Annotated in this window: 13 protein-coding genes; 9 read left to right on the top strand and 4 right to left on the bottom strand. The window is 73.9% G+C overall.

From position 1 onward, the window contains the following. From FOE67_RS07265 to FOE67_RS07255, 3 genes are all read left to right on the top strand, one after another. A partial coding sequence (locus tag FOE67_RS07265) for a hypothetical protein (RefSeq protein ID WP_182661669.1) occupies window positions 1–287 on the top strand: 287 nt, incomplete at its 5' end. Next, window positions 284–475 carry a hypothetical protein gene (locus tag FOE67_RS07260; protein ID WP_182661665.1) on the top strand — a complete coding sequence of 64 codons (192 nt, stop codon included), beginning with the start codon at window positions 284–286 and terminating at the stop codon, window positions 473–475. The genes FOE67_RS07265 and FOE67_RS07260, both read left to right, overlap by 4 nt. Then, complete coding sequence (locus FOE67_RS07255; RefSeq protein ID WP_182661663.1) at window positions 472–690, top strand: hypothetical protein; 219 nt, start codon at window positions 472–474, stop codon at window positions 688–690. The genes FOE67_RS07260 and FOE67_RS07255 overlap by 4 nt, the downstream gene beginning before the upstream one ends. Before the next feature lie 384 nt (window positions 691–1,074). Here the strand turns inward: FOE67_RS07255 and FOE67_RS07250 are convergent, their stop codons facing one another. After that, entirely contained in the window at window positions 1,075–2,484 is a 1,410-nt protein-coding gene (locus FOE67_RS07250; protein WP_182661661.1) for an NsdA family TPR-like regulatory protein, read from the bottom strand. A gap of 239 nt (window positions 2,485–2,723) precedes the next feature. Here FOE67_RS07250 and FOE67_RS29990 point away from each other — a divergent pair, with 239 nt between their 5' ends. The 6 genes from FOE67_RS29990 to FOE67_RS07225 all read left to right on the top strand — a co-directional run bounded on the left by FOE67_RS29990 (window position 2,724) and on the right by FOE67_RS07225 (window position 7,938). Next, window positions 2,724–2,858, top strand: a complete 135-nt coding sequence (locus FOE67_RS29990) for a hypothetical protein (protein WP_267133310.1) — start codon at window positions 2,724–2,726, stop codon at window positions 2,856–2,858. A 115-nt stretch (window positions 2,859–2,973) separates the two neighbouring features. Beyond that, window positions 2,974–4,746 (top strand): asparagine synthase-related protein, encoded by a 1,773-nt coding sequence (locus tag FOE67_RS07245; RefSeq protein WP_182661659.1) that lies wholly within the window; start codon window positions 2,974–2,976, stop codon window positions 4,744–4,746. Continuing rightward, window positions 4,740–5,042 carry a PqqD family protein gene (locus FOE67_RS29035; RefSeq protein WP_182661658.1) on the top strand — a complete coding sequence of 101 codons (303 nt, stop codon included), beginning with the start codon at window positions 4,740–4,742 and terminating at the stop codon, window positions 5,040–5,042. The genes FOE67_RS07245 and FOE67_RS29035 overlap by 7 nt, the downstream gene beginning before the upstream one ends. After that, on the top strand, window positions 5,039–5,452 hold the full coding sequence (locus FOE67_RS29030; RefSeq protein WP_182661656.1) for a lasso peptide biosynthesis B2 protein: 414 nt from the start codon (window positions 5,039–5,041) through the stop codon (window positions 5,450–5,452). Before FOE67_RS29035 ends, FOE67_RS29030 begins: the two co-directional genes overlap by 4 nt. A 142-nt stretch (window positions 5,453–5,594) precedes the next feature. Further along, entirely contained in the window at window positions 5,595–7,469 is a 1,875-nt protein-coding gene (locus FOE67_RS07230; RefSeq protein WP_323384419.1) for an ATP-binding cassette domain-containing protein, read from the top strand. A gap of 112 nt (window positions 7,470–7,581) precedes the next feature. Beyond that, window positions 7,582–7,938, top strand: coding sequence for a MazG-like family protein (locus tag FOE67_RS07225; protein ID WP_323384417.1), 357 nt, complete (start codon window positions 7,582–7,584; stop codon window positions 7,936–7,938). Window positions 7,939–8,086: 148 nt separating this feature from the next. Here the strand turns inward: FOE67_RS07225 and FOE67_RS07220 are convergent, their stop codons facing one another. The 3 genes from FOE67_RS07220 to FOE67_RS07210 all read right to left on the bottom strand — a co-directional run. Next, a complete protein-coding gene (locus FOE67_RS07220; RefSeq protein WP_182661655.1) occupies window positions 8,087–8,911 on the bottom strand; it encodes a phosphotransferase in 825 nt (274 codons plus the stop codon). Next, window positions 8,865–9,797, bottom strand: a complete 933-nt coding sequence (locus FOE67_RS07215; protein WP_182661653.1) for an aldo/keto reductase — start codon at window positions 9,795–9,797, stop codon at window positions 8,865–8,867. The genes FOE67_RS07220 and FOE67_RS07215 overlap by 47 nt, the downstream gene beginning before the upstream one ends. Next, window positions 9,794–10,438, bottom strand: a 645-nt coding sequence (locus FOE67_RS07210; protein ID WP_182661651.1) for a JmjC domain-containing protein, incomplete at its 5' end; no start/stop codon positions are given. The genes FOE67_RS07210 and FOE67_RS07215, both read right to left, overlap by 4 nt.

Raw genomic sequence — 10,438 nt, 5'->3', positions numbered from 1 at the left:
ATCTGGTGATCGCCCACGACCTGGCGGTGGTCCGGCACATCTCCGACGTCATCGGCGTGATGTACCTGGGAGCCCTGGTGGAGGAGGCTGTGCGGGTGCAGACCTCCCGGGTCCGAGTACGGGACCGGCTCTACCTCGGCGGGAACCTGCGCACGGTGGTGGATCTGCGCCGGGGAGAGTGGGGCACCCGCGTGTTCCTCGAAGGCGGAGTGACCCTCGTTCCACGCGAGAGCGCCCCGGCGCCGGTGCTGGTGTACCGCTCCCTGGTCTGCCCCGGCGTGTCATGAGGGTCTGCACCTGGTGCCCGCCGCGCTCCCGCGCCACCGAGGACCTGGTCGTCATCGGCGGACGTGACAGCGGCTCCGGCCCCACCGCCCGGCTGATCTTCGCCTGTCCCTCCTGCCTCCGCGCCCGCCGGGAGCGGCCGGACCGGACCGGGGGCGCACCGCGTCCCGGCCACTCCACGCCGCGGTGACCGGCGGGAAGCCCGGGCCCCTCCTGGACGGCGGGCCGGGTCCCGGTTGGTGGCAGCAGGGTCGGTGTTGGCTCGGCTGCGACCGCCGGGACCTGCCGGTCCAGTGGATCGGCCCGGTGGAGGTCGGCGTCACCCGAGCCGACATGTACGCCTGCGTCGACTGCCTGTCCCGACTGCGCTCGCTGGTGGCCGAGGAAACCACCGGGCGCCCCTGAACCCCGGGCCGGGGACGGATGGTGGCTCTCCGTCCCCGGCCCGGTTCCAACCTTCACCCGGTAAGGCTGCCGCAGACACCCGAACCCTTACCTCGATTCCACGGTGAGTGTGCTCCCCGGGGTGGGCGGAGGAATCCCGCTCACCCCGCCCGAAGACGGACGCCCGGAGGAGTGACGGCCCCGGCGCGTCGAGCCCATGGCCCGGCCCCGCCACCGATGGCGGGGCCGGGCCACGGGTGGCTGTGGCGACGGACACCCCGGGCCGGATGAGGTCGGCCAGCTCGGGAGCCCCCGGGAACACCAGTTCGCCGCCGTGCAAGGGGGAGGAGGCGATGGCCGCCAGATGCCGTGGAGGTTCAGCGGCGCCCGACAGGAAGAGGCCCCTCAGCCGTCGCCGCTGGTCGGTGTGAGGGCGGCCCTGATCCGGTCGCGTGTTTCGGCCGCGGCCTTCGTGGCGGGGTTGGTTGCGAGTTCGTGGTCGAGTTCGCGGAAGCGGTCGGCGACGCGGGTGGAGGTGACGTTGCCGAAGTGGTCTAGGGCGGTGGCGGTGGCCTGGTCGGCGGCTTCCAGTTCGCCACAGCGGGCGTAGGCCCGGGCGAGGGCGATGTGGTCAAAGGCGCGGCTACGGGTCCGTTCGGCGGGCCGGTGGGCGGTGCCGGACTGGATCATCTCCACCGCCCGGGGCGCGCGGGCCGGGTCGTGGTGTGCGGCGATGAGTTCGCAGACGCCGACGGTGACGTGGTGTTCGGCAGTGTCGAACCAGGCGGCCCAGGTGGGTGTCGTATCGGGGTTGTCGGCGGCGAGGGCGTCGTCGGCGACACCGAGGGCGCGGCGGGATTCGGGGAGCCGGCCGAGGACGGCGTGGCAGCGGGCTTCCAGGGTGGCGAGCAGGGCGCGCAGGCGGCCGGGCGGGAGTTTGCGGGTGCCGTACTGGGCGGCTTGGACGAGGTCGAGGGCGTCCTCCTCGCGGCCGAGGTGGTTGGCCTGGCGGGCGAGGCAGTTCAGCAGGTGTCCGGCGATGCCGGCGCCGGAGGGTCCGGCCTGCTTGGCGGCCTGGAGGCCGAGGAAGAAGTAGTGCTGGGCTTCGGCGTGGCGGCCGACGTCGTGGGTCATCCATCCGGCGACGGAGGCCAGGTCGGCGACGGCGGCGAACAGCGCGCGTCCGACCTCGTCGCTGGTGCGGCCGTGGGTGGCGAGTTCGGTGACGTGGTGGAGCTGGCCGACGACGGCGCGGCGGGACAGTCCGCCACCGTGGGCGTTGTCCAGGGTGCGGAAGGCGTCGGTGGTGCGCTGGATGGCGATGACGTCGGACATGCCCAGGCGGCCGGGGCGGGTGGGATCGGGCAGTTCGGCGTCGGGGAGGTGAAGCCAGGGTTGGACGGCGTGGAGGAGGTCGGGGCCGGAGAGCAGTGGGACGGTGGTGGGGGTGGTGTCGTCGGTCACGGCATCGCTCCGGGTGGTGGTGAGGATGGAGGCGACGACGGCCTGCGGTTGCCAGCCCCCGGATAGTGCGGGTGTGCGGGGCTTCCCGTGGAATCCGAGGTCGGCCGGTGTGAGGGGCCGGGGGAGGCGGCAGAGCCGAGTGAGGGTTGCGGCCAGCAGCTCGGGGACGGGCGGGCGTGGTTGTTCGCCGTCGTTGATCCAGCGGGTGATGCGGGAGCGTTCGGGGTGGACGTCGTGGTGCCCGGCCACCGCCGCGGCGGCGCGCAGCTCCTTGGCCAAGGCTCCGTAGCTGACCTGAGCTGCCCCTACCCAGTGGGCGAGCGCGGTGTTGCGGCGGCTGCCGGTTCCCATCGGCGCGGGCCCTCCAGTCCAGGGACAGTTCACCCGGCTTCCAGGGTAGAGCGGGATGGGCCGATGCGGTGCGCAGCGTAGGGAATTCGCAACGGTTCGCAACATCCCGCACCGAACGGAAGTGCGGTGATGTGCAGCTGTTCGCACCGGGGCGGGGCCTGGGGACGCAACAGCGGCCGGGGGTGTCATGGGTGGGCAGCCGGCCGAGAAGGGGCCGGCCCCACAGAAGGAGTGAAGCGATGCCCGAGCAGACCGTCGAGACCGAGTCCGTGTTCGCGCCGAAGGTCACCGAGCACGAGGTGGACGAGCTGACCTTGGGTCGGCAGAACTTCAACGACAGCGACAAGAGCAACTACTTCGAGTCCAGCAACTGACACCGCCTGCACCGCAGGTATGTGGAGGTGTCACCCCGGGGCCCAGGCAGCAACTGCCTGGGCCCCGGCCCATGCCTGATGGGCCGGCCCGATGGACCAGGTGAAGGAGCGCGGGATGCACGAGATACACGAGGTAGTGGAGTGGATGACGGGCACCGGCCCCGGCCGCCGCGCCGGGCCGGGGCTGTCCGGGGTGCTGCTGGGCGGCGCCGCGCGGGCCCGCACGGTGGCGGACGGCCCGCTGCGGCTGGCCGTGGTCGGCGAGTGCGGTGCCGAGGAGGCCGAGCTGCACAGGGCCTTGGCCGCAGTGGCGGCGGGGCGGTGGGCGGAGTTGACCACGTGGGCGGGCTCGTACTGGGTGATCGCTGATCGGCCCGGCGAGCGGCTGGTGTGCGGGGACCTGGCGAACGTGCGCGGGGTGTTCTACACCCTGACCGCCCATGACGAGGTGCGGTGGGCGACCAGCCCGCATCTGCTGGCCTCGCAGACCGGAGCCGGCGTGGACCTGCCGCTGCTGGCCGCGCGGACCGTGGCCGGTGAGCAGCACTGGCCCCACCATTCCCCGTACACGGGAGTTCGGGCGGTGCCCGGCGGTTGGGGACTTCACCTGACCGACGACGCGGTGCGGTTGGTCGATGTGACGGCGGTTCCGGAACCGGTCGGACTGTGGGAGGGAGCGGACCGGTTCGGACAAGCCTTCAACGAGGCGGTCGCCCTGCGGATGCGGGCCGGTGAGGGGCCGGTGGGGGCGGACCTGTCCGGCGGCCTGGACTCCTCCACCGCCGTGCTGCTGGCCGCTCGCCAGGGGGAAGTTCGGGCGGTCACCTACGCCGACCCGCTGACCAGTGCCGAGGACACCGCCTTCGCCGCCCGCGTCGCCGACCACGCCGGGGTGTGGCACCGCACAGCAGCCGGCGGCCAGGACGAGCTCCCGTTCGCCTTCCCGGCCGGGGCGCCGGCCGGGGATGAGCCGACGCTGGACGCGGCGAACACCGGCATGGACTCCTGCTACCTCGCGCCGGTGGCCGGGCTGCGCGCCCATCTGACCGGCCACGGCGGCGACGTCGTTCTCGACGCCTCCTCCGCCTGCTTCCCGGGCCTGGTCCAGGCCGGACAGCGGCGCCGAGCCCACCGTCAGGTCGTCGCCTGGGCCCGGCTGCACAACACCGCGCCGGGCCCGCTGTGGCAGCAGGTCAAGGACACCGCAGACGGATACCCCCACGCCTTGGCGCAGACCGCCCAGACCCTGGAAACCGGCCCGGTCTTCGCGGCCCCGGCGCACGGGGCGTGGTCGTGGCTGAAGCTGGGCACCGCCGCGACCTGGCTGACGGCGGATGGCCGGGCGGCCGTCGCGGCCTGGCTGCGCCGGGCCGCGCAGGGCGCGGGTGAGGTGCGGGCGGAGGAGTTCGACCAGTGGGCGGCCCTGCGCGCCACCGGCGCCTGCGCGCGCACCTCGACACCGCTGTACGCCGCACTCGGCGTCCGGCCGGTGCATCCGTACCTGGACAACCAGGTGGTCCGCGCCGCCTTCGCCATCCCCGCGTTCGACCGGCACAGCACCGTCTCCTACAAGCCGCTGCTGGCCGCCGCCCTGCCCGATCTGCCCGGCTGGCTGACCTCCCGGCGCTCCAAGGGAGCCTTCACCGCCCAACGCATCGCCGGGCTCGCCCGCCACCTGGCGCGGCTCCGCTCTCTGATCGCCGATTCTCCGCTGGTCACCGCCGGGCTGCTGGACGCCGACGCGGCGTTGCGTTTCCTGGAGGCGGCCGCGCGTGGGGAACGCGCGGCGGGCCTGGCCGAGCTCCACCAGCTGTTGGTGACCTGCCACTGGCTGGTCACCGGGCCCGCCCCGGCACCGGCGTGGGCGCCGGGGGTGAGGTCATGTTGACCGTCGCCCCCGACGTGTATCACGCCGGCAGCGCGGAGGGCACAGCCATCCTCGACGCCCGTACCGGCCGGTGGCTGATGCTCGATACGGACGCCTCCCGGATCTGGCAGGCCCTCACCGTGCGCGGCGGCACCGAGGGCCTGGCCGAGGAGATCGCGATCCCCGCCGGGCTCGACCCCGCCGCCGTCCACCAGCAGATCCGCGGCTTCCTCGACGACCTCACCGCCCGGGGGCTCCTCACCGACCCCGCCGCCGGGCCGGACCGGTCGAGGTGGGGAAGGGGGCGGGCGCGGTGAGCGTCATCGTCCCCGGCCGGCCCCGGCGCGTGCCAGTGCGCCACCGGGTGCCGGCCGCCGTGGCGCTGGCGGTGGCGCTGGTGGCCGGGCGGCTTCCGCTGCGGCACCGCATCCGCCTCGTCCGCTGCGTCCGCGCCCTGCCGTATGCCGCACCCGCCCGCCTGGAGCAGCTGCATGCTGCTGTGCTCGCCGTCCGCCCCACCTGGTGGCCAGGCCGGATCGCCTGTCTGGAGACGAGCCTTGCCATGGTGATCGCCGCCGCACTGACCGGCCGTCGTGCCCGTTGGGTGCTCGGCGCCCGGTTCCTCCCGCACGCGGCGCACGCCTGGGCAGAGGTCCCCGGCGCTGCCGTGGGCCGGGACGAGCAAGGGGCGGCGGACCGGCCCTGGCTGCCCGTGCTCACTGTCTAGACCCCGCCCCGGGATTCACCCGAACGTGTGAATCCCGGGGCGGGCCGGTACGGGGGCGGATCGTGGGTGACCTGCGGCGACGCCGGTTCCGCGCGGTGAATTGCCGTTGCCCCGCGCGTGGTTGCCGCCGCCTCATAGGCGGGTGAGCACCACACACGATCAGCCGCAGCCCGGCCAGGTTCCGCAGATGAGCCTCAAGCCCGGCCGCCACCACGGCCTTTCCTCCACGCTGAGCACCTGGGCCATCGCCCGCCGCCTGCCCGGAGCCCTGCGGCAGGCCGCCGCACTCGGGTGGCGCACCGACCGCCGCGCCGTCCTGGCTCTGCTGACGGCCCAGGCCGCCACCGCCATCCTGACCGCGCTCGCTCTGGCGGCGACCGCCCGCGCCCTTGCCACGGTCTTCGCCGCCCCGGAGATCACCGACGGCCTGCGCCAGGCCCTCCCCGCCCTCCTGGTCGTCGTCGTGGCGGCGGCCGGACGGTACACAGCGGACGCCGCCGCCCGGGCAGCCGCCGCCCGCCTCGCCCCCAAGGCGGTCCGGGAAGCGGACCTGAAGGTCATCGCCGCCGCCACCGCCGCCGAACTCGTCGCCTACGAGGACCCTCGCTTCGAGGACGCCCACGACGCGGCCAGCGACGGGGCGCACGCCACCGGTGACCTGATCACCGACGCCCAGGCCCTGACCTCCGCTGCCGCGCAGCTCGCCGCGGCGGCGACCGTCGTCACCGTCCTCCACCCCGCCCTGCTGCCGCTGCTGCTCCTGGCCGTGGCCCCCCGCGCGTGGGGCGCGGTGCGCGGCGCGCGGATCGAGCACGCCGCCCACCACCGCACCGTCTCCGACCGCCGCCTGCGCCAGACCGTCCGCGACTACACCACCGACCGCAACACCGCCGACGAGGTCCGCGCCTGCACCATGGCCGACTACCTCACCGACCAGTACCGCACCGTCTCCGCCCGCCTGGAAGATCAGCAGCTGGCCGCCGCCCGCCGCGCCCTGCTGGTCCGGGGCGCCGGCGACGCACTGGCCGCCGCCGGCATGCTGGCCACCTGGGGCGTCCTGGTCGCCCTGGCGGTCACCGGTCGCCTGGACGCCGCCGTTGCCGGGGCCGCAGCGCTGGCCGTCCGCACCTCCGGCGCCGCCCTCACCGGCGCTGTCCACGCCGGCGCCGGGCTGTTCAAGACCTCGCTGCTGCTGGACGACTGGGCCCGCTTCCTCACCATCGCCCACCGCTGGACCGGCCGCCGCGGCACCACACCTGTCCCCACCACCGGCCCGCAGACCATCACGGCCCGGGCGGCGTCCTTCACCTACCCCGGCACCGACAAGGCGGCGCTGGAGAACATCGACCTGGAAATCCGGCGCGGCGAGGTCGTCGCCCTGGTCGGCGAGAACGGCTCGGGGAAGACCACCCTCGCTCGGCTCCTGACCGGGCTGTTCCTTCCCACCTCCGGCACCATCGCCTGGGACGGAACCGACCTGGCCCGGGCCGACCCCGCTTGCGTGATGGCCGCCGTCTCCCTCGTCCCCCAGGACTACACCCGCTGGCCGCTCGCGGCACGGGAGAACATCACCCTGGGCCAGCCCCGCCCCGACGGCGACGCCGCCGTCCACGACGCGGCGGCGTCGTCGGGTGCCGACGCCGTACTCGCCCGCCTCCCGCACGGGCTGAACACATCCTTGGCCCGCTCCTGGTGGGGCGGCCACGACCTCTCCGGCGGGCAGTGGCAGCGCATCGCCATCGCCCGCGCCTTCCACCGCGACGCGCCGGTGCTCGTCATGGACGAGCCGACCGCCGCCCTCGACGCCCGCGCCGAACACCAGGTCTTCGCCCGGCTCCGCGACCTCGCCGAGGGACGCACCACCCTCTTCATCACCCACCGCCTGGCCAACACCCGCCTCGCCGACCGTATCGTCGTCCTCGAAGACGGCCGGGTTGCGCAGTGCGGCACCTTCGACGAACTCACCTCGGACAGCAGTGGCCCGTTCCTGGAGATGTACAAACTCCAGGAACGGTGAGCGTCCTCATTCCCCACCGGATCCGTGGTCTGCGCTGCGGCCGACCCCGGCACTGTTCCGGGGCCCGTTACGACCAGAGGAAGAACCGATGGATGAAGCCCTGTGGAGCCAGGTGGAGCGACTGCGTGAGTGGCTGGACGCCGAGACCACCCCGGCGCTCGCCGACAACGTCAAACTCTGGCGCGTACTGAAAATCGGTGAGGAGTTCGGGAAAGTCTCCGAGGCACTGCACGGCGCGATGGGCGCCAACCCGCGCAAGGGCCAGTCGCACACCTGGGAGGACGTCAACAAAGAGTTGTGCGACGTGATCGTGACGAGCATGGTTGCCCTCGCGACCTGTACCCCCAACGCTGCCGGGGTGCTGGAGGAGCGAGTCCGGCAGCTTGTCGACCGGGTCCTACCGGAAGGCCGGGAACCGGCCGACCACGCCCGGGAGGCATCCGGCTCCCGCGCTCCGATTCCACGGTGAGCGTGCTCCCGGAGGCGGGCGGAGGAACCCCGCTCACCCCGCCGGGAGACGGACGCCCGGAGGAGTGACGGCCCCGGCGTCGAGCCTGTGGCCGGCCCCGCCACCGATGGTGGGGCCGGCCACGGGTGTGTCGGCTGCTTCGTCCGCTCTACGGGATGATTCCCGCGACCAGCTCCCGGAGGGGTTCCACGAGTTCGGGGTGGTCGCCTCGATCGGCGGATTGGAGGAGTTCGGCGGCGACGACGAGTTGGGCCTGCCTGCCGGGGCCGGTGTCGAGGAGGTCCGCGAAGGTGCGCCGGACCCGGTCGGCGGTTGCCGGTTCGAGGAGGGTGTAGGCCAGGAGGAGGGCCGGGTCATAGCCTGCGGGGGCCCTACCCCAGCCTTCCCAGTCCAGGATCTCCCCGGCCCGGCTGATGTTGCCCGGGTGGAGGTCCCCGTGCGCGGTGGCCCAGTGGGTGATCTGGGGGGCGGGACGGCCGGTGAAGGCGGGGACGGCCCGGTCGATCCATTCCTGGCGGACCGCCACCCGGTCGGTGGGGGTTGAGGCGATGACCGCCAGATCGGCCCGCAGGTCGGGCCACCAGGTGTCGGGGAGGTCCAGCGGCGCGCGGATGACGGGGTGGGGTGAACACACCGGGGCCCGGAGATGGGTGGTGAGTTCGGCACGGTAGGCGGTGGTGCCGTGGGTGTGGTCGTGGATCGCGTGCAGGAGGGGCTTGGTGACCCGCTTGTCGAAGACCGCGGCCGCCTCGGTGCCCTCCCAGAGCTTTCCTCCGGCCTTGTGCGCGGGAGCGGCCAGCATCCGCAGCCAGGACGGCCCGTGGGTGGGGTGGACGACACGCCGGGCCAGGGTGCGACCGTGCCACCCCCACACCGGCGGGCCCGCCGGCGAAACATCGAGAGCGCCGGCCGCCGTGGTGAAGGCGTCACGCATCCGCTGTTCGATGGCGCGGTCCCGTGGGGGCGAGTACATCCAGGACGCTCCGAAGGTGCTCGATGGGCAGGGGGCCACTGTCCAGGGCGGCGAGGGCCTGCGCCCAGTGTGCCGTCGTTCCGGTTCCCAGCAGCACCGTCGAGACACCCGGGCAGGAGGCGACCGTCAGCAGACAGGCCGCGGCGACGGACAGCCCGGGCCGGATGATGTCGGCCAGCTCGGGAGTCCCCAGGGTCACCAGTTCACCGCCGTGCAAGGGGGAGGAGGCGAAGACCTCCAACCCGGCGGCCGCGGCCTCGTGGACCGGTCCTCGACCCTCCACCGCGGCGGTGAGAGGCGCGGAGGAGACCAGGCTGATCGGAAGCTGCACCGCACGCAGGTGGTGGCGACCGCCGGCTGCCCGGCCCGCGAGTTCCAGCAGACGTTCGACGGTGAACGCGCCGTGGCCGAAGCCGTGCCAGGTGGCCACGCCGTAGCCGGTGATGTGCCCGGCGGCCGCCGCCTCCTCCAGCACGGTGAACGCGGCCTCCAGCTGTTCGTCCATCCGGTGGGGGCCGGCGCGCTCGGGGTTGTGGAGGAACACCAGATCCAGCCGGCTACGCCCGAGTTCGGCCCGGTTCCGCGCCAGTTGCCAGCGCAGATAGGCGGGAGCGAGGCTGTGCCCGGCCGCGGTGGCGGCCGGAGCCAGGACCCCGGCACTCATCGCCTCCCCCACGGTGGACGCGGGAAGGATGCCGATCTTGGTGGAGACTCCCATGCCGGGATGCTCGGCCAGCGCCCCGGCAAGGAGCCGCTGGGCGCGGCCCCCGAGGTAGTTGGGCGCGGTGTCCACCCAGGGGCGCGGAGCGGTGGCCGCGCGCCTCGCGGCGGCGGCCACCTCCCGGCACCTGTGGGTGCCCAGCGCCAGGTCGGCGGTCCGGGTCACGGCCGGTGTCCGCTGATCGTCGCGGCCTGGCCGGCGACCAGCTCGCCCACCACCGCGGTGACCTGTTCCACGCTCAGCCGCGCCGTGGCGGCGAGTTCGGCGACGGTGGCCGGGCCCCCCGTGAGCAAGCGGTGCAGCAGCGGGGCGGCGGCCGGCGCGAATTCGTAGGCGTGATCGGCGGCCGTGAACACGGCGGCATCACCGGTCAGGCTCAGGCGGGACCGTCCCGAGGTCAGCCGTACCGACAGCTCCGGATCGACCGGCGGGCCCTCCACGAAGGGAAGGGAGGGCCGCAACCGCCCCGGGTCCTCCGCGTCCCTCGCGGCCGTGTAGCGCTCCAGCAGCCCCGGGCTGTCGAGCGCGTCGATGATGTTCTTGCGCAGCAGCTCCAGGTGCGCGACCTGCTCGGAGGGGCCGCCGTGGATCGGCAGGTCGGCCCGGATGTGTGCGCTGTCCCGGAGGATCTGCCCGAGCCAGGTGATCAGTTCGGCTCCGGTGTGGTGTCGCAGACCACAGGTGAGGTGCAGGGAGTGGGTGCCCTGGTCGGCGACCACCGCGTGCCACCAGCCCCGGGGCAGGTAGAGCACGTCCCCGGCGTTGAGCACCAGCTCGGCCACGGGGTTCGCGGGTGGGGGTTGGGG

Origin of the sequence: Streptomyces calidiresistens (genome assembly GCF_014141525.1) — a bacterium.
In the GTDB taxonomy this organism is placed as follows: Bacteria; Actinomycetota; Actinomycetes; order Streptomycetales; family Streptomycetaceae; genus Streptomyces; species Streptomyces calidiresistens.
This window is presented reverse-complemented; position numbering and strand designations above follow the sequence as displayed.